At 49.7% G+C, this 25,337-nt stretch carries 35 protein-coding genes and 1 riboswitch; of the genes, 24 read left to right on the top strand and 11 right to left on the bottom strand.

The genetic code is table 11. The features are described 5' to 3' along the window. Window positions 1-66: 66 nt before the first annotated feature. The gene (locus ACOCF6_RS12305; RefSeq protein ID WP_482460645.1) at window positions 67-552 is read right to left on the bottom strand and encodes a helix-turn-helix domain-containing protein; all 486 of its coding nucleotides are present in this window, start codon (window positions 550-552) and stop codon (window positions 67-69) included. Window positions 553-651: 99 nt separating this feature from the next. Beyond that, entirely contained in the window at window positions 652-1,017 is a 366-nt protein-coding gene (locus ACOCF6_RS12300) for a hypothetical protein (RefSeq protein ID WP_214170291.1), read from the bottom strand. Between the two features lie 117 nt (window positions 1,018-1,134). After that, window positions 1,135-1,302, top strand: a riboswitch (M-box (ykoK) riboswitch). A 318-nt stretch (window positions 1,303-1,620) separates the two neighbouring features. Here ACOCF6_RS12300 and ACOCF6_RS12295 point away from each other — a divergent pair. The 19 genes from ACOCF6_RS12295 (at window position 1,621) to ACOCF6_RS12205 (ending at window position 16,589) form a co-directional block, all read left to right on the top strand. Beyond that, complete coding sequence (locus ACOCF6_RS12295) at window positions 1,621-2,892, top strand: NRAMP family divalent metal transporter (protein ID WP_214170292.1); 1,272 nt, start codon at window positions 1,621-1,623, stop codon at window positions 2,890-2,892. A 13-nt stretch (window positions 2,893-2,905) separates the two neighbouring features. Continuing rightward, entirely contained in the window at window positions 2,906-3,079 is a 174-nt protein-coding gene (locus ACOCF6_RS12290) for a hypothetical protein (protein ID WP_214170293.1), read from the top strand. 14 nt (window positions 3,080-3,093) lie between these two features. Continuing rightward, window positions 3,094-4,362 (top strand): magnesium transporter MgtE N-terminal domain-containing protein, encoded by a 1,269-nt coding sequence (locus ACOCF6_RS12285; RefSeq protein ID WP_214170294.1) that lies wholly within the window; start codon window positions 3,094-3,096, stop codon window positions 4,360-4,362. Window positions 4,363-4,879: 517 nt separating this feature from the next. After that, window positions 4,880-5,134, top strand: coding sequence for a PGPGW domain-containing protein (locus ACOCF6_RS12280; RefSeq protein ID WP_214170295.1), 255 nt, complete (start codon window positions 4,880-4,882; stop codon window positions 5,132-5,134). After that, window positions 5,131-5,415 carry a TFIIB-type zinc ribbon-containing protein gene (locus tag ACOCF6_RS12275; protein WP_214170296.1) on the top strand — a complete coding sequence of 95 codons (285 nt, stop codon included), beginning with the start codon at window positions 5,131-5,133 and terminating at the stop codon, window positions 5,413-5,415. Before ACOCF6_RS12280 ends, ACOCF6_RS12275 begins: the two co-directional genes overlap by 4 nt. Before the next feature lie 53 nt (window positions 5,416-5,468). Beyond that, the gene (locus ACOCF6_RS12270; protein WP_214170297.1) at window positions 5,469-8,027 is read left to right on the top strand and encodes a cation-translocating P-type ATPase; all 2,559 of its coding nucleotides are present in this window, start codon (window positions 5,469-5,471) and stop codon (window positions 8,025-8,027) included. A 26-nt stretch (window positions 8,028-8,053) separates the two neighbouring features. Continuing rightward, complete coding sequence (locus ACOCF6_RS12265; RefSeq protein WP_214170298.1) at window positions 8,054-8,596, top strand: hypothetical protein; 543 nt, start codon at window positions 8,054-8,056, stop codon at window positions 8,594-8,596. A 2-nt stretch (window positions 8,597-8,598) separates the two neighbouring features. Further along, the gene (locus ACOCF6_RS12260) at window positions 8,599-9,555 is read left to right on the top strand and encodes a cation diffusion facilitator family transporter (RefSeq protein ID WP_214170299.1); all 957 of its coding nucleotides are present in this window, start codon (window positions 8,599-8,601) and stop codon (window positions 9,553-9,555) included. Window positions 9,556-9,690: 135 nt separating this feature from the next. Beyond that, on the top strand, window positions 9,691-10,395 hold the full coding sequence (locus ACOCF6_RS12255) for an ABC transporter ATP-binding protein (RefSeq protein WP_214170300.1): 705 nt from the start codon (window positions 9,691-9,693) through the stop codon (window positions 10,393-10,395). Window position 10,396: 1 nt separating this feature from the next. Next, window positions 10,397-11,245 carry an ABC transporter permease gene (locus tag ACOCF6_RS12250; protein WP_482460644.1) on the top strand — a complete coding sequence of 283 codons (849 nt, stop codon included), beginning with the start codon at window positions 10,397-10,399 and terminating at the stop codon, window positions 11,243-11,245. Window positions 11,246-11,328: 83 nt separating this feature from the next. Next, complete coding sequence (locus tag ACOCF6_RS12245; RefSeq protein WP_482460643.1) at window positions 11,329-12,024, top strand: VIT1/CCC1 transporter family protein; 696 nt, start codon at window positions 11,329-11,331, stop codon at window positions 12,022-12,024. Window positions 12,025-12,185: 161 nt separating this feature from the next. Further along, complete coding sequence (locus tag ACOCF6_RS12240) at window positions 12,186-12,881, top strand: Bax inhibitor-1/YccA family protein (protein ID WP_214170303.1); 696 nt, start codon at window positions 12,186-12,188, stop codon at window positions 12,879-12,881. A gap of 59 nt (window positions 12,882-12,940) precedes the next feature. After that, entirely contained in the window at window positions 12,941-13,324 is a 384-nt protein-coding gene (locus ACOCF6_RS12235; RefSeq protein WP_214170304.1) for a hypothetical protein, read from the top strand. 18 nt (window positions 13,325-13,342) lie between these two features. Further along, window positions 13,343-13,846, top strand: coding sequence for a DUF2127 domain-containing protein (locus tag ACOCF6_RS12230; protein ID WP_214170305.1), 504 nt, complete (start codon window positions 13,343-13,345; stop codon window positions 13,844-13,846). A gap of 46 nt (window positions 13,847-13,892) precedes the next feature. Further along, a complete protein-coding gene (locus tag ACOCF6_RS12225; protein ID WP_214170306.1) occupies window positions 13,893-14,438 on the top strand; it encodes a DUF1003 domain-containing protein in 546 nt (181 codons plus the stop codon). Window positions 14,439-14,490: 52 nt separating this feature from the next. Beyond that, window positions 14,491-15,093 (top strand): nitroreductase family protein, encoded by a 603-nt coding sequence (locus ACOCF6_RS12220; protein ID WP_214170307.1) that lies wholly within the window; start codon window positions 14,491-14,493, stop codon window positions 15,091-15,093. Between the two features lie 58 nt (window positions 15,094-15,151). Beyond that, complete coding sequence (locus ACOCF6_RS12215) at window positions 15,152-15,775, top strand: SOUL family heme-binding protein (protein ID WP_246559172.1); 624 nt, start codon at window positions 15,152-15,154, stop codon at window positions 15,773-15,775. A 29-nt stretch (window positions 15,776-15,804) separates the two neighbouring features. Further along, window positions 15,805-16,176, top strand: a complete 372-nt coding sequence (locus tag ACOCF6_RS12210; RefSeq protein ID WP_214170308.1) for a pyridoxamine 5'-phosphate oxidase family protein — start codon at window positions 15,805-15,807, stop codon at window positions 16,174-16,176. Continuing rightward, the gene (locus ACOCF6_RS12205; RefSeq protein WP_214170309.1) at window positions 16,176-16,589 is read left to right on the top strand and encodes a thiol-disulfide oxidoreductase DCC family protein; all 414 of its coding nucleotides are present in this window, start codon (window positions 16,176-16,178) and stop codon (window positions 16,587-16,589) included. The genes ACOCF6_RS12210 and ACOCF6_RS12205 overlap by 1 nt, the downstream gene beginning before the upstream one ends. A gap of 156 nt (window positions 16,590-16,745) precedes the next feature. Here the strand turns inward: ACOCF6_RS12205 and ACOCF6_RS12200 are convergent, their stop codons facing one another. From ACOCF6_RS12200 to ACOCF6_RS12165, 8 genes are all read right to left on the bottom strand, one after another. Further along, the gene (locus ACOCF6_RS12200) at window positions 16,746-17,189 is read right to left on the bottom strand and encodes a thioredoxin family protein (protein ID WP_214170310.1); all 444 of its coding nucleotides are present in this window, start codon (window positions 17,187-17,189) and stop codon (window positions 16,746-16,748) included. 1 nt (window position 17,190) lies between these two features. Further along, a complete protein-coding gene (locus ACOCF6_RS12195) occupies window positions 17,191-17,802 on the bottom strand; it encodes a hypothetical protein (RefSeq protein ID WP_214170311.1) in 612 nt (203 codons plus the stop codon). Window positions 17,803-17,823: 21 nt separating this feature from the next. Continuing rightward, window positions 17,824-18,951, bottom strand: coding sequence for a S1C family serine protease (locus tag ACOCF6_RS12190; protein WP_214170312.1), 1,128 nt, complete (start codon window positions 18,949-18,951; stop codon window positions 17,824-17,826). A 25-nt stretch (window positions 18,952-18,976) separates the two neighbouring features. Continuing rightward, window positions 18,977-19,279: a chaperone modulator CbpM gene (locus tag ACOCF6_RS12185; RefSeq protein WP_012468278.1), complete on the bottom strand. Its 303-nt coding sequence runs from the start codon at window positions 19,277-19,279 to the stop codon at window positions 18,977-18,979. Window positions 19,280-19,292: 13 nt separating this feature from the next. Continuing rightward, the gene (locus ACOCF6_RS12180; protein ID WP_214170313.1) at window positions 19,293-20,237 is read right to left on the bottom strand and encodes a DnaJ C-terminal domain-containing protein; all 945 of its coding nucleotides are present in this window, start codon (window positions 20,235-20,237) and stop codon (window positions 19,293-19,295) included. Window positions 20,238-20,311: 74 nt separating this feature from the next. Further along, entirely contained in the window at window positions 20,312-20,794 is a 483-nt protein-coding gene (locus ACOCF6_RS12175; RefSeq protein WP_482460642.1) for an Hsp20/alpha crystallin family protein, read from the bottom strand. Window positions 20,795-20,823: 29 nt separating this feature from the next. Then, a complete protein-coding gene (locus ACOCF6_RS12170) occupies window positions 20,824-21,222 on the bottom strand; it encodes an Hsp20/alpha crystallin family protein (RefSeq protein WP_482460641.1) in 399 nt (132 codons plus the stop codon). A 33-nt stretch (window positions 21,223-21,255) separates the two neighbouring features. Beyond that, window positions 21,256-21,705, bottom strand: a complete 450-nt coding sequence (locus tag ACOCF6_RS12165; RefSeq protein WP_012468274.1) for an Hsp20/alpha crystallin family protein — start codon at window positions 21,703-21,705, stop codon at window positions 21,256-21,258. Window positions 21,706-21,925: 220 nt separating this feature from the next. On the opposite strand from ACOCF6_RS12165, the gene rpoH reads away from it, so the two are divergent. Then, the gene (gene rpoH / locus ACOCF6_RS12160; protein WP_012468273.1) at window positions 21,926-22,768 is read left to right on the top strand and encodes an RNA polymerase sigma factor RpoH; all 843 of its coding nucleotides are present in this window, start codon (window positions 21,926-21,928) and stop codon (window positions 22,766-22,768) included. Window positions 22,769-22,881: 113 nt separating this feature from the next. Then, complete coding sequence (locus ACOCF6_RS12155) at window positions 22,882-23,220, top strand: helix-turn-helix transcriptional regulator (RefSeq protein WP_012468272.1); 339 nt, start codon at window positions 22,882-22,884, stop codon at window positions 23,218-23,220. Between the two features lie 61 nt (window positions 23,221-23,281). Here ACOCF6_RS12155 and ACOCF6_RS12150 read toward each other — a convergent pair whose 3' ends face one another. Further along, window positions 23,282-23,764: a helix-turn-helix transcriptional regulator gene (locus ACOCF6_RS12150; protein ID WP_482460640.1), complete on the bottom strand. Its 483-nt coding sequence runs from the start codon at window positions 23,762-23,764 to the stop codon at window positions 23,282-23,284. Here ACOCF6_RS12150 and ACOCF6_RS12145 point away from each other — a divergent pair. The 3 genes from ACOCF6_RS12145 (at window position 23,716) to ACOCF6_RS12135 (ending at window position 25,320) form a co-directional block, all read left to right on the top strand. Further along, window positions 23,716-24,246, top strand: a complete 531-nt coding sequence (locus ACOCF6_RS12145; RefSeq protein WP_482460639.1) for a magnesium chelatase subunit ChlI family protein — start codon at window positions 23,716-23,718, stop codon at window positions 24,244-24,246. The genes ACOCF6_RS12150 and ACOCF6_RS12145 overlap by 49 nt on opposite strands. 102 nt (window positions 24,247-24,348) lie before the next feature. Next, window positions 24,349-24,672 carry a hypothetical protein gene (locus tag ACOCF6_RS12140; RefSeq protein WP_482460638.1) on the top strand — a complete coding sequence of 108 codons (324 nt, stop codon included), beginning with the start codon at window positions 24,349-24,351 and terminating at the stop codon, window positions 24,670-24,672. A 99-nt stretch (window positions 24,673-24,771) separates the two neighbouring features. After that, window positions 24,772-25,320 carry a hypothetical protein gene (locus ACOCF6_RS12135; RefSeq protein WP_482460637.1) on the top strand — a complete coding sequence of 183 codons (549 nt, stop codon included), beginning with the start codon at window positions 24,772-24,774 and terminating at the stop codon, window positions 25,318-25,320. The last annotated feature ends 17 nt before the right edge of the window (window positions 25,321-25,337 follow it).

Here is a 25,337-nt window from a genome sequence, read left to right as displayed (position 1 = left end):
GATTTTTGACGACAGGTAGTGCGAGAGATCAAGGCACTGAATGTTTCCTTTCAGGGAAGAAGGTAATCACAGTTCTTTCTCTGTCAGAAGGAAAGTTTTCTGGTTTTGCAGGAACAATTCTATCTTCTCCCGGTTCTTCCGAAACGGATTATGTCTTCCACTCAACCAGTCTGACAATTGTTCGGGATCGCGGCCCATGGCTTCACCCAGATGATCAAAGTTCATCCCCATCGCTCTCTTGTACCACGCAAGCCGCCCCACTGTGTCATCCGGGCAGTCGAACGGAATATAACCTAGAAATTTGATAATACTTGGATTATATTGCAGTTCCGGTTCGGTGCCATGTTCCCAGTTCCAGACAGAGGATTCGGTGACGCCGATGATCTCGGCGACTTCTCTCTGGAGGAGGCCGAGGTCCATTCGTTTCTTGCGGATGTGGTCGCCGACCGTGATGGGAAATTCGGGATAACCGGGAAGCTGTTGTTTTTCGAGGGGAATTTGAATTGAGAACGAGTGCCGTTTTAAGTGAGTATAGTAGAGAAAGGTTAACACACCCCTGAATTTGCCGGGTAGTCCTTAAATAACAGGCTGTTACACTCCGACTGAGTGTGAAGCTTTCCAACTTTCCTCAATGATCCAGTCAGTTCCCATTCAAAGGTTCTTATCCCCCAGATCAAGATGAAACTTGTGTATAAACCGATGATAGACCGGGGTAAATAGAACTCCGCAAAAAGTCAGGAAAGCCACTCCGCTGAAGATTGAGTAAAAAGCTGCAAAAAGCTTAGCTGTATCGGTTTCAAGTTTATCAACTGGTCCCATACCGGTCAGGATCATCGATGCGTTCAAAAAGGAATCTATCCAGCCCAGATTCGCCGTTATATGATATCCAACCGTCCCGACACCTAACGAAAACACCAAAAACAGACACCCGAAAAAACCATACCACCCCATACGGATTATAAAATCACGCTTTGACATCAGTTGTGAGTTTTTGTGTTCCAATTTGACACGTTTCATGGTCACCTCATTATTTCACCAACGGATATATGTGAGATGAGAGCAAGAGTCAACGTGTCAGTGGTGTGGATACAAAATTCTTGACATACTATTTATGAAGGCGTATGTGGAAAGGGTTGAATTCCTCGTTAGCATGAGGCGTTTGCACAAACACAGGCTACTGCCCGGAAACGTCGAAAGACGCCAATGGGTAGACCAGGTCTTGCCGGATTAAGGCTTGACTTAAGGTAGCTGGTCAACCGACCTACGTTGTGCACTGCCGAAAACCTACGAGAGGGGAATCATGGCACGTTATGTATCAGGCCACGGTTTTCCGTGGCCTTTTTTGTTGTCCCATGTCAAAAGCGAAGGGTGGTGGTTATCCAAATTGGACAGTCATAGTAAGAATTCAATCGCATCGATACCCAGTCGGTAACTTCCTCAAGACTCTTTCTTCAGGTTTTTCCGCTGGGCCATGCATCTATCGGCCAGCGGAGAGACTTCCTCATTATCGTTCTCTCTCCCCAAGCCTAATCGCGTCTGCAGATTGATTCAAAATTGATCAACAATATTGGTTCGCGGTTTAACAAATTCTGCGCAACTTCTGGCTGAAGGAGGTTTCACGTGCTCAGTATTTCAAAGCTCTACTACGAATTCCGTCGTATTTGGAAGGCTATTAAGCTCTTTTTTATCATCTCCGGACCTGGCATTGTCGTCATGGTAGCCGATAATGACGCCGGCGGCATAACAACGTATGCCGCTACCGGCGCCAAGTACGGCTACCACCTGATCTGGTTTCTGCTTATCCTGATACCAGTCGCCTACTACGTTCAGGAGATGACAGTCCGACTGGGGGCAGTCACCAAGCGGGGTCACGGCGAAGCAATCTTCGCCGGTTTCGGCGCCTTCTGGGGCTGGTTCTCATTGATCGATCTAATGATTGTCAATTGGCTGACCCTGGTCACCGAGTTTATCGGCATGACTTCTGCGCTCAGAATCTTTGGCGTCCCTCCCTGGCTAACAGTACTTGGAGTCTGCGTCCTGATGGGTATTATGGTTCTAAATGGACGCTACTGGACATGGGAGAAGATTGCCCTGGCCTTCTGCGCGGTCAACCTGATCTATATCCCCGGTGCCTTCATGGTCCAACCGTCTGTGCATGACATCATTCAGACCGGCTTCGTGCCCCATATACCGCCAGGAGGCTTCACCAATGAACTCTTCTTCTTCCTGATGGCCAACATCGGCACCACCATTGCTCCTTGGATGCTCTTCTTCCAGCAGAGTGCTGTGGTTGATAAAGGAACAAGGGAAAAGGACATCCCTTGGGGCAAACTGGATACCCTAGTCGGGTCGTTTCTTACCGTGGTGGTAGCGATCTTTATTGTGATAGTAACCGGTACCATTCTGCCCGGCGTCAATATCGACGATGCCGCCCAAGCTTCGATCATGCTGATGAAGAGCCAGAAATATGCCGGTACTTTCATGGCCATCGGCCTTTTTGACGCCGGCCTGCTGGGAGCGATCTGCATCTCACTGGCCAGTTCATGGGCTTTTGGCGAAGTTTTCGGCTGGGCGCACTCGCTTAACAACAAGATCCGCGAAGCGCCATGGTTTTACGCTAACTATTTCCTGACCCTCATCACAGCCGGACTGGTGGTACTGATTCCCAAAGCACCGCTGGTGCTGATTACCCTGTTCGTGCAGGTCATCGCGGTGACCCTGCTGCCGGCTGCACTGGTCTTCCTGATCCTGCTGCTGAACAACAAGAAGACAATGGGAGAATATACCAATACGCTGTGGCAGAATATCGTTACCTGTAGCATCGTGGTGGCGATTGTTATTCTCTCGACCCTCTACGCGGTCAGCACGCTGTTCCCGAACTTGTTAAAATAGGAGGCAATTAGCCATGATCAGAGATTTCTTTTCCCATAATTTCGCCAAGGTGCGTGAGATCAATCAAAAATATTCAAAACCGAATGTCGAGATGTCAGGCTGGGTGAAAGGCTCCTTGCTGTTTTTACGCTTGTACCTCGTTCTGCTGGTCGGGCTGCTTTTGTACAAGTTCATTACTCTCCTGTGAAAGCGAGGTGCGCCATGAACCATATGAAAAATATTCAGAACGATCATATATTCTTCCTGAGTGATCTGACCGGCATCCCGGTATGCAATCAGGGCAAAAAAATCGGCAAGCTCGATGACCTGCTAATCGTAGAGCACGAGAAAGTTGCCGAAGTGACTCACGTTATCGTGAGCCGTCCCTTCGGGTACAAGTCATTGATGGTGCCACTTGCTAGAATCGATGAATTGAAACGGGACGGAATTGAGCTCTCCCTACAGAACCTGGAGGCATTCGAAGCTGAACCAGAAGATAATCAGGTTCTGCTCAAGGACCATATTCTGGACAAGAAGGTGATTGACCTTGATGGCAACGAAATCGACGTGGTCTACGATGTAAAGCTGTTACTGCGGAATGCCCGCCTTTACGCTACCGATGTTGACTTCAGCCGATATGGACTGCTGAAACGGCTTGGCCTGCGGTATGTGGCCCAATTCGTATATCACCTTGCTGAGATGTTCAAGAAGGAGACCATCCCTTGGACCTATGTCCAGCGTCTTCCGGAGAAAATAGGCAGTTTCAAGGGGAATGTGCAACTCAAAATTCTTAAGGAGGCTCTGCCGGACATCCATCCGGTGGATTTGGCAGATATCCTGGAAGAACTTTCTGAAGAACAGCGCCTTGCCATTTTTAATGAACTTGAAACGGATCAGGCATCGGACACCCTGGAGGAAATGGAACCACGGGTACAGCGCATTCTGATTTCTTCCATGAACAAAGAGCGGGTCGCCGACCTCATAGATGAAATGACCCCCGCTCAGGCGGCTGATGTTCTCTCGGTATTGCCGACTGACCAAGCGGAAGAGATTCTCGACCTGATGGAGCATGACGAAACAGAGAAGATCGAAGCGCTTCTGGAAAATCAGGTTAATACCATTACTAACCTGACGACCAATGCCTATATCAGGTTCCTCCCTGATGTTCATACCGACCTGGTCATTGCTGCTTATCGCACGGTCAGCCAAGAGTCTGATGTTCTCGACTATGTCTTCGTCGTTGATCATGACAACAAGCTCAAAGGCGTTGTCAGCCTGCCTGAGCTTCTTATGGCCAAGCAAAGTACGCCTTTGTCCGAGATAATGACGACCCAGGTCATCAGCCTGGATTGCAACGACTCCATTGCCGATGCCGAGGAGAAGTTCAAGCGTTATGGCTTTTCAGCGTTGCCGGTGCTTGATGAAGAGGATACTATTCATGGCATTGTTCCATACCGGGACATCATGCAGTTGGAACATAATTATTCGTAATGATTTCGCCATAGTGTATAGTCATATCTATCTAAAAATGTACATTGATGATATAAATAAAACATTTTAGATAGGACGTTCGTAGATAGTTTGGTGTATTGGAATTTGAGATCTAGGTGAACTTCATGAAGATTGTATCCATCATATTGATCGTTCTGTATCTCATACTTCCTGTGGAATGTCTGGCACATCCTTGTTCATCTATTGGCGAACTGGCCCATAAAGATACATGTGAGTATCTGACTACTGACCAAGATCATGAATGTCCCGTAAATCATGATGCTGATGATTGTGAAACAACCTGTTGTTGCGCCGGTCAAATATTGGCCGACATCGTGCCGAAAATAATCTCCCAAGTAATTATCGAGCGAACATCCCTATATGAACCTCAACTTGCTCTGCCACGTCTATTAGACAGGATATTTGTCCCCCCGCAGAACCACGCCTGACTTTACCGCTTGTGGCTCAGGCTGCATCGAATTCATTGTAATTACCAAAAACAAGAGCATTCTTTATCATGAAGCAATGGTCGCTTAAAAAGCTGAAGCGTCTTCTCGTGGCAGTTGTCGGCATTACCATTCTTATAATTGGTATTGCCATGATAGTTCTGCCCGGTCCGGCAGTTGTCGTAATTCCTCTTGCATTGGGAATTCTTGCCACCGAGTTTGCCTGGGCCAGGAGAATGCTTCACATTGTAAGGGATCGCATACAACGCTCTACTAGCAACGCTAAAACCAATAACGAACAAAATCATAGGGAGAAATCGTTATGAAATGCCCGATTTGCACAGGAATAGACCTTAAAATTGCCGAACGCCAGGGAGTAGAAATTGATTTTTGCCCAGAATGTCGTGGTGTCTGGCTCGACAGGGGAGAACTGGATAAAATCATCGAACGGTCAACTACACAAACACCAACTCATACACAATTGGAACCTCAAAAATACTACTCCGGCGACATTCAGCAGCAGTATGGAAAACATCATGATGATCATGGCTATGGTCATAACGGCCAATACAAGAAAAAGTCCTGGCTGTCAGATTTGTTCGACTGATATCAGTCTCGGAGAGAGGGGATATCTCCTCTCTCCGTAAAAAGGTGGCAGTTATGGCTCGAAAACCTGAAATACATGAACATGTTGGTCTAACCTTACAGGATGCCGCCAAAATTCTTGGGGAAGAAGGCCACAACGAACTTCCGTCTTCAAAGCAACGTGGGAACTTTCAAATAGCCCTCGACGTAATGCGTGAGCCGATGTTCCTGTTGTTGGTGGCTTGTGGCGCAATCTATCTGCTGGTGGGGGATATGCAGGAAGCGATGATGCTTCTGGCATTTGTCTTTTTCGTCATGGGCATAACCCTGTATCAGGAAAGAAAGACAGAACGAGCTCTGGAGGCCCTCCGTGATCTCTCCAGCCCAAGAGCCCTTGTTATTCGCGATGGTGCCCAGCAGCGGATTGCTGGTCGAGACGTGGTTCGAGGTGACATCATTGTTCTAGCAGAAGGCGATAGGGTTCCTGCTGATGCTCTGGTGCTGGACTGCACGAGTCTATCTACAGACGAATCGCTCCTGACAGGCGAATCCATTGCGGTACGCAAGGTGCCTGGCGATGCTACTTCACCTGTAGTGCAACCAGGGGGAGATGATCTCCCATTTGTTTTTTCGGGAACTTTGGTTGTTCGTGGACAGGGAATTGCCCGCGTGATTGCTACCGGACAACAGAGCGCCATCGGCAAAATTGGCAAGGCCCTGCAAGCAGTGACCAGCGAAGAAACCCTGCTGCAACGTGAAACCGGTCGTCTGGTAAAAATTCTTGCCACGGCAGTCTTCGTGCTCTGTGCACTGCTTATTCTGGTGTACGGGATCACCCGCGGTGCCTGGCTCGATGGGGTACTGGCGGGGCTCACCCTGGCCATGGCGGTCATGCCGAATGAGCTTCCGGTGGTCCTGACAATCTTCCTGGCATTGGGGGCATGGCGACTTTCCCGGACTCAGGTTCTTGCCCGCAGCGCACCGGTAGTGGAAACACTCGGTTCGGCGACTGTCCTGTGCGTGGACAAGACAGGTACCCTTACGTTGAACCGGATGTCAGTCTCTGCGCTCAACACCGATGGGACTTTGTACAAAATTGGTGACTTTCGCAATGACCCACCCCCTGATACATTTCACGATCTGGTGGAATTCAGCATTCTCGCAAGCCAGCGCGATCCCTATGATCCGATGGAGCGGGCCATCAAGGATTTTGGCGAAGAGTATCTCGCCCATACCGAGCATCTCCACGGTGATTGGCGCCTTGAAAAGGAATACCCGTTATCTCCTGAACTTCTTGCCATGTCCCATGTCTGGAGGGCTCCGGAGGGGAATGAGTACGTTATCGCCGCCAAAGGCGCACCGGAAGCGGTTGCCGACCTCTGCCATTTCAGTGATAGCCAACATAGGGAGATGATGACGGCGGTGACCCGCATGGCTGATGACGGCCTGAGGGTACTGGGAGTAGCGCGATCGTACTTTCGTGAAGTAGGTTTACCGGGTGAACAACACGACTTCACCTTCGAGTTTTTAGGGCTTGTGGGATTGGCCGATCCGGTCAGACCAACCGTGGCTGCAGCACTCCAGGATTGCTACCGTGCTGGTATAAGAATGGTGATGATCACCGGTGACTATCCCGGCACGGCGCGCAGTATCGCACGGCAGATCGGGCTTGTTCAACCGGATGAAGTCATAACCGGTCCTGAACTGGAAAACATGAGTGAAGTGGATCTACAGGAGAGGATCAGAACAGTCAACATCTTCGCCAGAGTTGTACCGGAACAGAAGCTCCGTCTGGTGAAAGCATTGAAGAGCAATGGCGAGGTTGTTGCCATGACTGGAGACGGGGTGAACGATGCGCCGGCTCTTAAGTCAGCTCATATCGGTATCGCTATGGGTGGCAGAGGGACAGACGTAGCACGCGAGGCGTCCGATCTCGTGCTCTTGGACGATGACTTTGCCTCCATCGTCCGGGCCGTAAAAATGGGGCGGCGTATCTTTGACAACCTGAAGAAGGCTATGGCCTATCTTCTGGCCATACATATTCCGATTGCCGGGATGTCCCTCATTCCGGTGCTTTTCAAGTGGCCGCTGTTGTTCATGCCGATCCATATCGCTTTCCTCCATCTGATCATAGATCCTGCCTGTTCTATAGTGTACGAGGTCGAACCGGCGGAGATGGATGCGATGAACAGGCCACCCCGCGATCCAAAGGAACCGTTGTTCAGTAAGCGCGTCTTGTTGTTAAGCACACTTCAAGGTGTGAGTGTCCTGGTTGTACTTCTAATTGTGTTTGGCGTCAGTCTTGTTCGTGGGCATGGAGAACTTGAGGCCCGTACCCTGGCATTCACTACCCTGATAATCGCCAACCTTGGCCTGATGATGACCAACCGTTCCTGGAGCAACACAATTGGCAGGATATTAGGGGCTCCGAATTCCGCTCTCTGGTGGGTAACAGGCGGTGCAGTAATCTTCCTCGGTATGGCGCTTAATATTCCTATTTTTCGAGAAGTATTCAGGTTCTCAGTGATCCATCCGCTCGATGTTGTCATATGTGTGTCTGCCGGCATATCGAGCATTGTCTGGTTCGAGTTGTTTAAGATGTTCAGTAGGAAGAAAGAGAAAAATTCCCCTTGAGACGAACTATTACTGGAGGATACATTTTGAAAAATATCGTATTGGTTGCTCTCGTAATTGGAGTTATGGCACTATGTGGCTGCTCAACCGAAAAAGCGCCAGCGCCGCAGCAACAGATCCCCGCTATCACGCTATCTGCTGCCGACAAAGAAAAGCTGATGGCATTTCAGAAAGAGGTCTTGAGCATTGAAAACCTCACGGACAAGGCTATTCAACTGGCGCTAGATGAACTGAAAAGTGTCCTCAAGGGGGGCGAGATATCCATCAACCTCCCCTCCATCATCGACAAAGCAAAGTCTGAGTGTCTACGTGCCGGAGAATCTCTGGCAAAGAAGGCTATTCCGGAAGCCCTGCCGCCCGAAGCCAGGAAGATCCTGGATGATGCGAAAACGGGCTTGATCGCTGCTTACAAAACATACGCTGCATCGTTCGATGCCATCAGAAGCTTTGTCACGGACAAAAATCCGATGACGCTTCTGGAGTACCGGAAGAAGAATGCCGAGGCTCAGGAACTGCTCAAGGGAGCCACGGAAAAACTGAAACAAATTATGACCGCTGCCGGAGTATAGCAATGATCCAATCACCTGAAGTACAACGAGCAAAAAGCAAGGCCGCCGTATTCTCCATTACCTCGAATTCCATACTGATCATCCTCAAACTGATTGTCGGCATCATGATGCAGTCGGTCAGCGTTATCTCCGAAGCAGTTCATTCCGGAATTGACCTCGTAGCGGCAATTATCGCCTGGTTTTCTGTCCGGGAATCAGGAAAGCCTGCTGATGACGAGCACCGCTTTGGACATGGGAAAATTGAGAACGTAGCAGGAACGATCGAGGCGGTGCTTATCTTCGGTGCAGCTTTTTATATCATCTGGGAGGCGATACACAAACTACGCTCTGGAACAATTGCGGTCGAAAGCCTTGGACTGGGCGCATTGGTCATGCTTGTTTCAGCAGTAGCCAACTACTTTGTCTCACGCTATCTGCTCAATGTAGCGATAAAGACTGATTCCGTTGCGCTGGAAGCTGACGCCATGCATCTCAGGACCGATGTTTATACGTCGGTTGGCGTGCTTGGCGGTTTAGTTGCCATCAAAGTTACCGGCATCGCCATGCTCGACCCGATTATTGCCATTGTTGTGGCACTCATGATTATCAAGGCAGCCTGGGATTTAACCAAGGCAGCCTTCTTCCATATCCTTGACGTAAAACTGCCTGACGATGAAGAGTCCCTGATTCATGAAGTGATGGAGAAATACTCCAACAGGATTATCGAATACCACAAGCTTCGCACCCGCAAGTCAGGCCATATCAGGCATATCGACATGCACCTGGTAGTTCCGAAACAGATGACCGTGGAGGCGGGGCACGCTCTTACCCATCAGATTACAGCTGATATCGAGAGTTGCCTCGCTCACAGCCATATCCTTGTTCATATCGAACCCTGTCCGGGAGAGTGTGAAACATGTGCTGTGGAGTGTCCAAAGGTTGGGGAGGTCTACTCTGAATCATGCCAGGAACTGGGTTAATAGTCAGCGTACTTATTGCCTGTTACCATTCCCGCGATTTCTGATCCGTACGAACAACTGATAGAGAACAACGTCCAGATTAATCACGAATACCTTGCAGATGGAAAGTTTTCTGAGATTTCATGAGTCCATAATATGATTGAATTGAAAAATGTTACCAAACGATACGAATCGCTTACGGCTGTTGATGATGTCTCCTTCACGGTAAAGCCAGGTGAGTGCTTTGCTCTGCTTGGACCCAATGGTGCCGGAAAAACGACCATCGTTAAGATGCTGCTCGATTTTACACGGCCGACATCGGGCAGCTTATCTTTAAGCGGTATTCCAAGTACTCTGGCAGAATGCCGACAATCGGTCGGTTATCTTGCTGAAAACCACCATGTTCCACCATTTCTTTCAGGGTGGCACTACCTTCTACGCTGTGCTGAGCTATTGGATATGAACCGGTCCGAGGCTGCAGATCACTGTAGGCGTATTGTTGAGCTGATTGGAATGCAAGGCAGGGAGAATACAAAGGTTAGCACATATTCCAAGGGCATGGTCCAACGGTTCGGATTAGGCGCCGCACTCATGGGAAATCCCAAACTGTTAATTCTTGATGAGCCCACCTCTGGTTTAGATCCCATTGGTATCAGGGAAATACGCCAACTCCTGGAGTCGCTTAAAGATCAAGGCATGACTATTTTCTTAAATTCACACCTGTTGTCGGAAGTTGAAAAAATCTGTGATACCGCAGCTATCATCAACCGAGGCAAGCTCTTGGTAAAAGACACAATTTCCTCCATTGTCAAAGACGGGGAGACGTTGGAAGATGTGTTTGTTCGATTGGTGAAAGGTTGACATGGAAACTTCAAAATCACTACCCACCATTACAAGGATTACAAAATATACGCTTATCGACGAAGTGCAGCAGAGAAGTTTCGTCGTCATGTTCGTATTCTGCGCACTCTGTGTATTTCTTGTTCGTGGCTGTTATCAAGGTAATTACATGGTGAACGGACAGATTCTTGATGCCGGAACCATAGTCAGGACATTATCGAAAGCGACCTTCCACGTAATTGGTGCTGGTGTGATGGTCATAGCAGCTTTGCTTTCGATGCGAATCTTCAGGCGTGACCGAAATGAGGGGATGCAAGCGTGTATTTTGTCCAAACCGATAGCGCGGTGGCAGTATGTAATGGGAAAAATACTCGGATTATGGGTCTTATCGACACTTTTTATGCTCATCTTGCATAGTATTGTCTTCCTGATCACCTCCATCAATTTGCAGGTTTTCATGCCGGAATACCTCGTTGCCTCACTGCTATGCTCGATCAACCTGCTCTTTGTGGTTATTGCTGTGCTTCTTTTGTCGCTTATGATGTCCGATATTATCGCATTTCTGTGTATTCTGGGTGTCGGTATCGTCGGCTTTGTGGCTGACGGCATAGCTGCTGCCAGCCAGAGTCAGATAGGGCAGGCGATAGTGCAGCAATCGGTCGGCCAGCCACAGTCAGAACTAACCTGGTGGAAAGTAGTTTATGTTTTATGGCCGAAGCTCTTAGGAGTTCAGCAGCTGGCCTCTTCGTTGATCGAGAGCGAATCAAGCCATGGATTCAGACCTATCTATCCACTCATCAATGTCCTTGTTTACTGTCTTATTCTTGGAGCATTGCTTTTCAAGCGATTCAGGAATGAAGATATCGTCTAGATTTATGGGGTGATTGATGAGGATGTATCAGCAGTCTGTAGTGACCGTCCAGTAGTAAGTTGGATCTCAAGGAGATTCTGTTAATGCTACAAATTCACAGCGAATCTCACAGGTCAGAAAGAATAGGTTGGCTTCGAGCAGCAGTGCTTGGCGCTAACGACGGAACAATTTCGGTATCAAGTCTTGTCGTTGGAGTTGCAGCTTCCGGAGCATCACAAAATAGCATTCTGCTTGCTGGTATAGCCGGTCTTGTCGCTGGAGCAATGTCAATGGCTGCAGGCGAGTATGTCTCGGTTCAATCGCAGGCAGATACTGAACATGCTGACATTGCCAGAGAAAAGCGTGAACTTGAACTTCAGCCGGAACACGAACTACTTGAACTCACTTCAATTTACGTGAGCCGAGGTCTCGACCAACCTTTGGCACGCCAAGTGGCAGAAAAACTGATGTCCGGAGATGCTCTTGGAGCTCACGCCAGAGACGAACTTGGCATTACAGAAACTTTACGGGCTCGACCGCTTCAAGCAGCACTTGCGTCTGCAATTGCATTTGTTGTAGGTGCAGTTGTTCCAATCCTGGCCGTAATACTCGCTCCTAAAGCCTTGGTTACCGAGGTTTCATTTGCAACCGCGCTGATTACTCTAGCCATTTTGGGGGCTACCGCAGCATACGCCGGTGGTGCTCCCATTGCTAAGGGTGCTATTCGTGTTGCATTTTGGGGTGTGCTTGCAATGGGACTAACCGCCGGAGTTGGCAAGTTCTTTGGCGCAGTTATTTGAGTAGCCGAAACAATCACCTAATGGATTGCTGGAAATGGTATACTAACTCTATATGTCAAGCCAAGAAAAGTATATTTCCCAAGGCGTCGATCAACAGTCAATCTTACTTTAGAGATTTGACGTGATCGTGCCCCTAGAATCTTGAAAAGAGGAGCTTTATTATGAATGACTTTAGTACCATGCAACCACGTACTGCAACGCAGGTAGTTGTAAGGCAAAACTCTCTTATCCGACAGGTATACGCCTGGATGGGAGCAGGATTGGCTATTACAGCTTTTGTTTCGCTCATCACACTCTCCTCACCGGCAATACTCAATGCCGTATTGGGAAACAGGCTTGTCTTTTACGGAATAATGATCGGAGAACTGGCTCTGGTATTCACTCTTGTAGGTGCAATAAACAAGATGAGTGCATCAACAGCGACTTTAGTATTCATTGTCTACTCCGCACTAAACGGAATCACTCTTTCTAGCGTGGCTCTGGCTTATACTGCCAGCTCAATTACATCCACCTTTGTTACCACTGCCGGGATGTTTGGCGCAATGAGCCTCTTTGGATTTATGACCAAACGTGACCTCACGTCGTGGGGAAGTTTTCTGTTCATGGGGTTGATAGGTGTGGTAATCGCCTCGGTCGTCAACATCTTCGTTGGCAGCAGTGCGGTCTCGTGGGTCATATCAGGTATCGGCGTGATTGTTTTCACAGGTCTTACTGCATATGACACCTGGAAAATCAAAGCAATGGCAGCTCAGGGAACTGAAGGAAGAAAACCTGCTATTCTCGGGGCATTGACACTGTATCTTGATTTTATAAACCTTTTTCTCATGTTGCTACGGTTTACCGGTGACCGGCGATAACGCGATCATAATCCAGACATCTAAACGGGTATGGATTGGGTAAGGTATGGGGTATCAGTATGGTCAAACAAATCAAGATCAAATGGTTGCAAGAGCCTGAGGACAAGAATTATCCGGCAGCAGAATCTTACCTTGGGCTGCTCTACAATGGCACAACAGTTAAGATGATCGTAAATAACCTGAAGAGTGCCCAGCTAGCTCAGTTCAAAGCAAAAGACATCTTTCGAGCATCGGGACTGTCTTTGCTTGGAGTCAGTAATTCCCATGTGGAGAAAGACCGAAACAAGATCGAGAACGGAAAATCAATCTCACCAATACTTCTGGTGAGAGACGAGCGCATTGGCAAAGTCGTTATTGCTGATGGTTATCACCGGATGTGTGCTGTTTACTCGTTCAATGAGGATGAACTTATACCCTGTAAAATAGTTGGGTCTGCGGAGTGATTTTATGCAGACATACGAATGAAAAAGAGCCACTCCAAAGTCCCAAAACAGCTTAGCAAACAGTCACACGCACGCGGGCTGCACGTTGTTGCGCTCTTTGAAGGAGCAAAGGGGCTACTGGTTCTCCTTGTGGGTTTCGAGTTATTGACCTACATCCACAAGGACATCAATGAAGCCGCCATGCATCTGGTAAAACACTTTCACCTTAATCCTGCCAGCCATTATCCGCGAATCTTTCTCGACCTGATGGAACATATAGACGATACCAAACTCTGGAGCATGGCTCTTGCTGCTGCAATGTACTTTATTGTGCGCATGATTGAAGCGGCTGGACTTTGGCTGAGAAAGACCTGGGCCGAGTGGTTTGCCGTCCTCACCGGAGGTATGTACATTCCAGTCGAGATCTATGAGGTGGCTATTAAAGTTACATGGCCGAGAATCACTGTTCTTGTTATAAATCTTGGTGTTGTATCCTACCTGCTGTTTGTACTTATCAAGGACCGCGAGAAGAAAACATCATGAAACATTGTAGTTTTTGCAAAAGAATCTGAACCATTGAGGAGATGATATGATAGCAGAATCAAAAATACCGGCTCCCGTCCCGGTCTCAAATGTACCTAATGATTACTTCCGCTTCCATCTCCCTCATGTTCATCTTGGTACTGTCTTCGGGAATGACTGGTTTGCCCTTAAGGCGGAAGGATTTGCGCGTTTTTTTGGAACACCGGTTTTCCTTGTTGCGCAGACGGTTATTGTAGCCATCTGGATCGGGTTAAACGTTGCCGGATATACCAAATTCGATGTTTACCCGTTTATCTTGCTCAACCTTGCCTTCAGTCTCCAAGCAGCTTATGCTGCACCTCTCATCCTGCTTGCTCAGACACGGCAGGCTGATCGAGATAAGGCACATGCAGATGCCGACGCACAACATCGGGAGGCCCTTGCATTGGCTGCTGAGCAGCGACAAGCATTGGCTGCACAGCAATCCGAGCAGATAATGGAACTGCTCCAGCAAAATACGCAATTGACCGAAATCGTGAAAGAGTTGAGTCAGCGGATAGAAACACTGACTACGGAAATGCATGATGTAGTTCTTCAACATAAAGGCGCATAGACGATTCCAAGAGCTTCAACATATCAAACCCACAATTTAAAGGAGAATAACCATGAATGTATCAACAGCAATACAGGAAAGACGCGCGGAGAAAATGTTTGACCCGGCATTTACAATCAGCGAACAGCAGGTAACTGAGCTGCTGGAAAAGGCCATGCTGTCGCCAACGGCTTTCAATATCCAGAACTGGCGTATTGTTAATGTCAAAGACCCTGCTTTGCGTCAGAAGATTCGTGAAGTTGCCTGGAACCAGGACAAGGTCACTGATGCATCCCTCCTGTTTGTCCTTTGTGCTGATCTTAATGCCTGGGCAAAAGAACCAGCACGTTACTGGGCGGGAGCGCCGCAGATGTACCAAGACATGCTCATACCTGCAATTGATGTATATTATCGAGAAAAACCGCTGGTACAACGGGACGAAGCGATGCGTTCATGTGGACTGCTCGCCATGAGCATCATGCTGTTGGCGCAGGAACAGGGGTGGCACTCCTGTCCAATGGACGGATTTGATTTCGATGCCGTGGGGAAACTGATCAATCTTCCAGACGACCATGTCGTCAGCATGATGATTGCGGTGGGCAGTCGCTCGCAGGAATCGTTCCCCCGGACGGGCAAGCTGCCGCTGGCAGAAGTATTTATTGAAAATTCATTCTGAACCAGCAGCAAATATAGACCGCCTGCACTTATTTACACTGCCGCGCAAGGAGCAGTAAATGAGACTTTTCGGACTGATCACTGCAATATTATTGCTGCTGCTCACAGGAGCGACTACTGCTATGGCAACCGAAGAAGCACCCTACACGGTTATTAAAACCGACGATATTTTCGAACTGCGCGAGTACGCGCCTCAGGTACTCGCCGAAATCATTGTTGACGGAAACCTGGAAAGTGCCGGTAGCAAGGCTTTCAGACCGCTTTTTCGATACATCTCCGGTGATAACAAATCACGCGGCAAGATTGCTATGACAGCTCCTGTTTCGCAGGAACAGAGGGGGGAGAAAATATCCATGACCGCTCCTGTCAGTCAGCAGAGTGTACAGGGAAAGTGGGCTGTGAGCTTTATGATGCCGGCTACATATACTATGGAAAACCTGCCGACTCCCGATGATCCAAATATTAAGCTGCGGCAGGTTCCTGCCCGCCGGGTGGCTGCTGTTCGATATTCCGGATTCTGGAGTGAGAAGAAATTTCTGCAATATAAGCAGGAACTGGATAACTGGATAACAGCCAACAACCTGAAAGTCATTGGCGAGCCGGTCTGGGCACGCTACAACCCACCGTTCACACTCTGGTTCCTGCGTCGGAACGAGATATTGATTCCAATAGCTTCGGAATGACACACCCAGATTGTCTTCAAGGAGATGATATGAACTTGAACGAACTGTTCCAACAGCAAGGCATGGGGATTATGGCCACAGCATCAAAGAATGGCGGTGTCAACACGGCCATCTATGCCCGACCGCATGTCATAGATGAACAAACCATGGTATGGGGAATGACCGAGGGGCGGACCTATCGGAATATTACCGAGAATCCGCAGGCCTCATTCCTGTTCAAGGCTTCAGGTCCCGGTTTCAGTGGCGTCCGTCTGGCTTTGGAACTGGTAAAGACAGAAGAGTCCGGGCCCATGCTGGCAAAAATCAAGGAAAACGCAGACTCCACCGTCGGCCCCGGCACCGGTGCCGCTGTCACCCACGCGGCCTGGTTCACGGTTACCGAAGTGCGCCCCCTTATTTGATGAGACCACCACGGTTTCCTCTTAAAGTATTCTACGATGGGGCATGCATTGTCTGTGCTACCGAGATTGAGCACTACCTGCGGAAAGATCATGGTGAAAAGCTGGTGGCAGTAGACATCAGCAGCCCTGATTTCGATGCGGTTCCGTACCAAATCTCGATTGCCGATTTCATACATCAACTGCATGCGATTGATCAGGACGGACAGATTTTCAAAGGGGTTGACTCATTCTGGGCAATCTGGCAGGCGTTCCCGGCCTCGACAGTCTATGGCATCATGGGGCGCATCATCCAGTTACCGGTGGTAAATCGATTAGCTCGCATTGGCTACTGGCTGTTTGCCCGCGTTCGCCTTTATCTGCCGAAACGGCATGAATGCGAGAGTGGGACGTGTAGTATCCATCAAAAGAACTGAATTTCGTAATGTTTTCTCAAGAGGAGAACATTTTATGACTTGCCAAAAGCAGCTCGATCTTTTCCAGGTTCTTTCTGAACGCGTAGTGGCGGCCACTCAACCAATCTGAAAGTTGTCCCGGGTCAAGGACCATATCAAGTGTCTTGATCTAATTCATTATGTCTTTCGTCGGAACCACGCCAGAACGGTATCGAGCGTTTGCGCTCCAGGCAGTTGATCGATAACGCGGGCATGTTTCAACAGTACTATAGCCGGTATGCCGCGGATACCGAAGCGAGCTGCTAACGCCGGGCTGTCCTGGGTATTGATCTGCAATACAGCCGCCTGACCAGCCAGCTTTTCAGCAACGGTTCGCACCACCGGTGCGAAGGTATGGCAATGCGGTCAAGTAGGTGCCCAGAACTCTGCCAGTACCGCACCGGGATAAGTACTGACGAATGAGTCAAACGTCCGGTCGGTCAATTGCTGGGGATGACAGTACATTGGTGGCAGGGTTGTCTTGCAACTGCCGCAATGTCCCCTGAGCCCCTCTTTATCTGCCGGGATGCGGTTGCCGGTGCCGCACGATGGACATTTCACGATGTAGCTTGCAGTATTCATGTCAGCGTACCTCTTTTTTCACGCCAGGATCTTCTTTCGGATATTGCCGACGCAGCCGTTCCAGCCCTTTCTGCCAACTCTCCGCATCGCCATATTCAAAGAACCGGGGATAGTGCTCATGGGAAGCCTTGATTCGGCGGGCATGCTTGATCGGGCACCAGTACTGCTCGGTTCGGGCGGCGATTTCCCGTCCGTATGCCATCAGACCGTTACCGTAAGAACAGTAAAAACAGTTGAACTTCTCAATAATATTCAGGTAGGGAAGATCCTCACGGTCAAAGACCAAATACTCGGATCGCTTTACCTTGGGGATTCGGTACACCGGAAAGCAGATCGACTGATACAACCAGAGAAACAGATCCAGCAGGATGAACGGTACGAAGCCGGCATAAATGACCGGTGCAGTCAGTATGTTGAGCGGTCTGGCCTTGACCAGATAGCGGAACCAGCCGATTTTCAGGCGTCGCTGCTGTCTCGCCACCTCCTCGGCAAAACGGACCCGCTTCTTTTCGATGATGAACTCAAACTCGTCCCGTTTCTTCTTAAACTCAACTTCGAGTTCTTCCTGTAGTTCTTTAATCCGCAGTATGAGATCGTCAATTGATTGGGGCATGGTTGCCTTTCTTGTGTTCCGTTATTCGGTCTGTAATTGTATGCTTAGCTGCTGTTTTTTACCATCCCTGAGAATAGTGATGGTCACGGTTTCCCCTACCTTGAAGTCATCAAGCCGGGCCAGCAGTTTGGGGATCGTCTCTACCTGTTTGCCCTGCACGGCGGATATAATGTCTCCGGGTGTCAGTGAACCATCTCGGCCAACCCTGCTCCCCTTGAGCCCGGCCCGTGCAGCCGGTGAACCGGGGGTAACTCTGAGTACGACCACTCCTTTTACACCCAGCTGTGACGTAATGACCTCGTTCAGGTCCTGGTCTATTTCGATGCCAAGGGAAGGACGCAGGTACTTGCCGCGACCGATCAATTGCGGCACAACCCGGTTGACCGTATCCACCGGCACGGCAAAGCCAACCCCTGCTGACGCCCCTGAAGGGCTGTAAATAGCGGTATTAATGCCGATCAACCGCCCGGCGGAATCAAGCAACGGCCCTCCGGAGTTGCCCGGATTGATGGCAGCATCAGTTTGAATAAGATGCTCAATGACGCTTCCCGTTTCTCCCTTCAACGAGCGGTCCAGGGCCGAGACAACACCGGTTGTCAGGGTCCAGTCTAGGCCGAAGGGGTTGCCAATGGCGAAAACCTTCTGGCCGACTTTCAAATTGTGCGAGGTCCCTACAGGCAGCGAATGTCCTTTGAAGCTGCTGCCGATCTTCAGCACAGCCAGATCGTGCATGGGGCTTGCGCCCACCAGGCTTGCTCTGTACTCTTTGCCGTCCGACAATCTGACCCGTGCTTCCGAGGCACCTTCGATCACGTGGTAGTTGGTGACCACATGCCCCTTGTCGTCCCAGATGAACCCGGATCCGGTCCCGCGGGGGATGGTGAAGATGTTGCGGCTCCAGAAGTCCATGACCCGTTCCGAAGTCGATATATACACGACCGAATCTCGTGAACGCTCGAACAGTTCAATGGTCGATTTCTCATCGGCAGCCAGATCGCCGCGGGCGGTAACCGCACGTGGGGTTGCCGATTCTTTCTGGAAAGCCCGGTCTGCCCATGACAGGGCATGCCAGGCAAACAGTACGGTGATAACGGCGATGGTCAACCAACGCAGGCGGCGCAGGAACGGATCGGCAGTTTTCTGTATCATGGTTGAGCTCCTGTCAGGGTATTGCTTATATTCGTCGTTCCAGTTCGTCGATGCGGTCAAGTAAATCCATTACCAGGGCAATGGCATCGAAATTGAGCCGCAGGTCCCGTTTCAGTCGCAGTGCTTTGCGTGCCCGAACCACGGCGCTTTGATCAAACAGCGGAGTATCTCCGGCAGTCAACGGTTCAATGAGGCCGATTGAGAAGAGCCGTCTCGCCACCGTCAGGTGACAATCGCACAGCCTGCTCAACTCATGGATGGTTATCCCCGGCACGGAGACCAGTTCATGCTTTCTGCTGATAATAATTTCATAGTGTTGGACTGTCATGGCTGTACCTCAGTTACTTTCGCGGCTCAAATCGTGATTCTTTTGCCAGTTCTTCAAAGAGGTGCCGCTCCCTGGCTGTGAGATGCTGTGGCACAACAATGCGGACATTTACCAGCAGGTCGCCGAACCTGCCCGGGGCGACCGGCATTCCCTTTCCACGCACCCGCAGGCTCTGACCGCTTTGGGTGCCGGCGGGCACGGAAAGGTTAATGCGCCCATCGACAGTAGGCACCAAGACTTTCCCTCCCAGGGCAGCCTCCCAGGGAGCTATATCAACGGTAGTGGCAAGGTCGTGTCCGTTGAGCGTGAAGCGACTATCGGGAAGTATGTTCACCCGCAGAAACAGGTCTCCTGCATCTCCACCACCGCTCCCGCTCCCGCCTTGGTTAGCCAGGCGGATCAAGGAGCCATCAGTCACTCCTTGGGGGATGGTGATATCATAGCTGCGCCTGGTTCTGGTCGGCCTGCCGTCACCGCCCGGTTCAGCCCGCTCCAGTTCGATGCTCTTCTTTGCGCCATGATAGGCATCAGCCAATGATATGTTGATGGCGGTTTCATGGTCGCGCCCTCGACGTCGCCTGACTCCGCCACCCGGAAAAGTGCTCTCCTCCGTGAAGTTCCATCCGCCACCACCGAACAGGTTCTGGAAGAAGTCACTGAACTGACCCGGGTCGGCATTGGAAAAATGGTATCGGACATTTTCGCCATCCTGATAGCTCTGATTGGAAAATTGCCCATTCCAACCGCTGCCAAGTTGATCATACTTGGCTCTTTTGTCCGGGTCACCCAGGACCTCGTAGGCTTCATTGAGCTGTTTGAACTTTTCCTCGGCAGTGCTTTCCTTATTTATGTCAGGATGGTATTTGCGAGCCAGCTTGCGATACGCCCGCTGGATTTCATCCTGAGTGGCTTTTTTCTCGACGCCGAGTGTTTTGTAGTAGTCCTGGTAGTTGTTCATAACGTTCACCTGCCATTATTACCCTGCCGAAATAGTAAGGGCCGCTGAAGCGGCCCTCGGTACAATCTGCTGGTTCAGGAGACAGGCACCCGATAGCGGGTATGCTGTGCCTTTTCCGGCTTGGGGAGCCGGACCGTGAGGACCCCGTGTTTGAGGTCCGCTTTAATGGTCTTATCATCTATCTCGTACGGCAGCGAGATGCTGCGGGAAAAACTGCCGTACCTGCGTTCTGAAATAAGGCACCCATCACCCCCTTTCTGTTCTCGTACGATTTTCTTCTCTCCATGTATTGTTAACCGCCTGCCGACAAGCTCGACTGAAAAGTCATCTTTATTCAGTCCCGGTACTTCTGCCCTGATAATCAGTTCTTCAGGGGTCTCATGCATGTCCAACAGCGGACCACCAAGTTTCAGGAATGCTGGAAGGGTATCGGTTGTTATCCTTTCAGGTGACTGTTCCTGTTTCTTCCATGGCGCCACCTTGGTCAGGAAATGGCCGATCTTGTCGTTAACCCGCTCCAGCGCCTCACTCCATCTTTCAGGCAACAGGTTAGACATTGTGATCACCTCCCGTTAATGCTCCTTCCTTACCCGACCTGTACGGAAATCCGTTTTGGTTTGGCGACCTCCGCCTTAGGCACCTTCATGGTCAGAATACCGTTGACATACTCTGCCTTTGCTTTTTCATGGTCGAGGCTTTCAGGAATCGTGAACTGCCGGTAGTAACTGGCCAGTTCGAATTCACGATATGCAGAGGTTCCCTGCGTGGTATGCTGGGCCGGCGCAGTGATGGTCAGGATGCCTTTTTCGACGTTGACATCGAGAGCTTCCTTGGATGCACCGGGAATATCTGCGGTAAGGACAAGTCCTTCTTCGGTCTCGATGATATTCACCGCCGGGCGGATATATTTCTCATTCGACCGTGTTTCTTCACGAGCCTGAACATTCCGTTCATCATTTCTTTCGGTCAAGCTGTTTGCTGCCATGATAATTACCTCCTTTCCAAGTGGTCTGTGTGATTACGAAAGTCTGATTTCGATTTTTTTCGGCTTGGCATGTTCTGCCTTGGCCAGTGTTATCTGCATGATACCGTCTTTGCACTGGGCCGAAATCTTCTCAGGGTCGATGTCGACCGGCAGTTCCAACGTGCGGGAGAACTTGCCGGAGCCGAGTTCCGAGCGATGCACGATCTGGCCTTCCGTTTCGACAAACGGTTTGCGCTCGCCACTAATGGTGACAGTGTTCCGTAGTACGGACAGATCGACATCCTTTGGATCTACGCCGGGAACCAGTGCCTCAATATAGACATGCCCTTCGTCCTCGCTGAAGTTAACCAGCGGGAAGCGGCGGGTTGTTACCGGCGAAAGGAATGTCGGGCCAAATGGACGGCTGTAACCAGCGCCACGAAAAGCTTCATCGATCTCCCTTCTCAGTGTGTCCAGTTCTTTGAATACATCCCAGGTTGCCATGTGGATTACCTCCTTTCGATGTGTGACTTTCTGATCAATAAATAATTCCTGTTTTCAAAAAATCAAGGGGGGAAGAGATGTTTTTTTAGTAAGGTTAACACGCTGATATTATGTAGCTTATATTGATTTTCTACTTGAAACTGCTAAAAATATTTGCTACATTTTTAGCAGTCAGCACCATAGAGTGCTAATCATGATACAAGTTTTCAGGAGGTGCGTCATGGTTACCAATCTGCCAATCATTTCCGACAGTCTTACCCTCTATCTTTCCGAAATCCGCAAATTCAATTTACTTACAGAAGATGAAGAGAGGGACTACGCCGTCAAGTTCTTTGAGGAAAAGGATCTGGAGGCTGCTCATACCCTCATTACTTCCAATCTTCGCTATGTGGTTAAAGTCGCTTCCGAATACCGTCATTACGGCCTGAAAATGCTCGATCTGATTCAGGAGGGCAATATTGGGCTCATGATGGCGGTTCGTAAATTCAATCCATATAGAGGGGTTCGATTGATTTCTTATGCCGTATGGTGGATTCGTGCTTACATTCAAAACTACATTGTTTCCGCTTGGAGCCTGGTAAAAATTGGTACTACGCAAGCACAAAGAAAATTGTTTTATGGGTTGCGCAAAACCAAGGAAGCACTACTTAAGTTAACCGGCAGGGATAGCGACGCATTTGAAGTTTCCAGTATGCTCCACGTACCAGATCATGAAGTCGTAGAAATGGAGCAGCGGCTTAAAGGAGAAGTTTCTCTCAATGAGGAAATCATTGAGGGCGATGGCCTGACGATACTTGAGACTATTGCTGACGACCGGATGAATCAGGAAGAAATGCTCGGTGAGTATCAGCAGGAGCATTCACTGAAGAAAGCAATTGCCCATGCCCTGCAGGGGTTGAACGAAAAAGAGAAATATATTGTTGAACACAGGATCACCAATGATGATCCTCTAACACTTCAAGATATTGCGGACCACTTTTCCATTTCACGTGAGCGGGTACGTCAGATTGAAGAGCGAGCGTTAGTAAAACTGAAAAATGTCCTGCAACCTCAATTGTGTTGATAGAGCGAAAGCGAACTGTGGAATGTATAGCATTTGACTTAATTACCACCATTTGGTTACTATCGTACTCAATAAGTATTATTATGAGTAAGATAATAGCCTAACGGTGGTTTATGGCCTCTCCTGTGAACCGTACATATCTCCGTCAGACCCGAGATGCAGCAGAACTGCTGGGCAAGCTCATCCGGCTTGGAAGGAAAGAGCGCAAGATGACCGAGGAAGAGCTGTCCGGACGGGCGGGGATTTCCAGAAGAACCTTGCAGAAGATCGAGCGCGGCGATCCGAAATGTGAAATCGGCCTGGTGTTTGAGGTTGCCAACATAGTCGGAGTGAAACTTTTCAACGACGAGGAGAATTCAGTTCGTTACACCTTCGGCAGGCACATCGATGATAAGCTGGCCCTGCTACCCAAACGGATTCGTGGACTGGTAAAGGTCAATGATGATTTTTGATGAAGGGTTGTGCCGGAAGTTCCAATTATGAAAAGCTTCCCTTTGCGGAAGAAACAATCAACTATTTCTTCTCTGGCAGAAGGAAGGTTTCTTGATTTTTCAGATACTGCTCGATCTTCTCCCGGTTGTTCCTGAGCGGATTATGCCGGCCACTCAACCAATCAGATAGCTGTTCGGGGTCGCGGCCCATAATTTCTCCCAGTTGATCCAGATTCATCCCCATCGCTCTCTTGTACCAACCAAGCCGCCCAACTGTGTCATCCGGGCAGTCGAAGGGAATATAACCTAGAAATTTGATAATCTTTGGATTATATTGCAGTTCTGGTTCGGTGCCGTGTTCCCAGTTCCAGATTGATGATTCGGTGACGCCGATGATCTCTGCTACTTCTCTCTGGAGGAGACCAAGGTCCATTCGTTTCTTGCGGATATGTTCACCGACTGTGATGGGAAATTCTGGATAACCGGGAAGCTGCTGTTTTTCGAGGGGAATTTGAATTGAGAACGAGTGCCGTTTCAAGTGAGTATAGTAGAGAAAGGTTAACACACCCCTGCCCCTGCGGCTACCTGGCCGACCCGATCCACCCCTGCACCTGCGCCCCGATTGCCATTCATCGCTACCGTTCCCGCATCTCCGGCCCCCTGCTGGATCGCATTGACATCCACATCGAGGTGCCGGCGGTTAAATACCGCGACCTGGCCGATCGTGGCGAAGCCGAAAGTTCCGCAGCCATTGCAGCACGGGTGGAACGTTCCCGCAACCGTCAGGCAGATCGCTACCGGGGGACAAAAATCCACTGCAATGCCCAGATGACGCCGCGCTACATCAAGAAATTCTGCGAACTGGATGCGGCCGGCAACCGCATGCTGGAGCTGGTTACCGACCGTCTCGGCTTTTCCGCCCGCACCTACAACCGCATCCTCAAGGTGGCCCGCACCATCGCCGACCTGGAAGGCGCGGAAAACATCCGCGAACAGCACATTGCCGAGGCGATCCAGTACCGCAGTCTCGACAGGAAGGCTGTGTAAGCTTGCATTTGCTGTCGCTGGTTCTATAGCGCATCACCATAAAAATTGACGCATCCGGTTGCAGGCACCCCGCTAAAAGAACTTATCCATCGAGCTCTACCAATGAAAATTGTATCCATCATTATGATTATCGCCTATCTCATGCTTCCAGCTGTCTGCTTCGGGCACCCGTGCGTACTGTTTACACCTCAATTGCCTCAAGATGCGATTGTATCAGCTGCCTCTGATACATCTGATGAATGTCCGCTCACCCATGGCATCGACTACTGCGAAACAACCTGCTGCTGCGCCGGACATGTCCCTTCATCAGCCTTCCTGGAAATCCCCTGCCCCACCGTGACAACCAAACTATTGTCATATGAATCCCGCCTGGTATTGCCACGACTTGTTGACAGGATATTTGTCCCTCCTCAGAACCACTCCTGATTCATTTCCTGCATAGATCATGACGTTCACCAACAGCAAGAGGCAACCCACTCGTGCTCAACCATATGGATACCCACAAGTATCGGAGGTGCATGCAACATGAAACAGTTACTATTACCGGCACTTATCATCGTGATGATGGCACTGAGCGGCTGCTCGGCCGAAAATGCACCGGCACCGCAGCAACAGATCCCCGCCATCACACTCTCCCCTGCTGACAAAGAAAAGCTGCTGGCATTCCAGAAAGAACTGCTGAGCGTCGAGAACCTTGCCGATAAGGCTGTCAAACTGGCGGGGGAGGAACTGAAGAATGTCATCAAGGGTGGAGAAGTTTCCATTTCCCTGCCTTCAATCATTGACAAAGCCAAGGCTGAATGCCTGCTGGCGGGGGAATTACTTGCAAAAAAAGCCGTGCCTGAAGCATTGCCACCAGAGGTCAAAGTCCTTATTACCGATGGGAAAAACGGCTTGATTGCGTCCTACAAGGCGTATGCAGAATCATTTGATGCCATCAGGAGCTTTTTCACAGATAAAAATCCGATGGCCCTGCTTGAGTACCGCAAAAAATATTCACAGGCACAGGATTTATACACTGGTGCAGCGGGCAAACTTAAAACAATCATGACTGCTGCCGGAGTGCCTCAATGATTACAGAACCTGAATCC

The organism is Geobacter psychrophilus (assembly GCF_056821595.1).
Note: the sequence above shows the minus strand (reverse complement) of the source record. Positions and strands in the feature narration are given on the sequence as shown.